The sequence below is a fragment of the Telluria sp. AZSoR62 genome (assembly GCF_058111565.1).
The window spans coordinates 1-243 of the sequence record NZ_JBYTST010000531.1 but is presented as its reverse complement, the minus strand read 5'-3'; the positions used below and the strand labels follow the sequence as shown (position 1 = coordinate 243).

The 243-nt window shown below is 57.6% G+C and carries 1 protein-coding gene; it reads right to left on the bottom strand.

Going from position 1 to position 243, the window contains the following annotated elements; all coding sequences use genetic code 11:
- The coding region (locus AC3XQU_RS24655) for a GH25 family lysozyme (protein ID WP_489876731.1) at window positions 1–243 on the bottom strand (243 nt) is incomplete at both ends.

Sequence of the window (243 nt, the reverse complement as noted above, 5' to 3'; positions counted from 1 at the left end):
GAATCCGTTGATGGTGCGGTTCTCGTACGGGTTGAACTCAAAGTCCAGGACCGGCGGCATCGTGTATCCGTCGGCGGTCCAGCCACCCCCGTTCTGAACAAAGTAACGTGCCTGGTCGGCGCCCGAAGACCAATTGGGGATAGCGAAATGGTATGCCCCACGAATCATGCCAACGTTCCGTGACCCCTGATACTGCGAACTGTACGACGGGTTGGTGTAGTAGTTGCCCTCACTGGCCTTGAC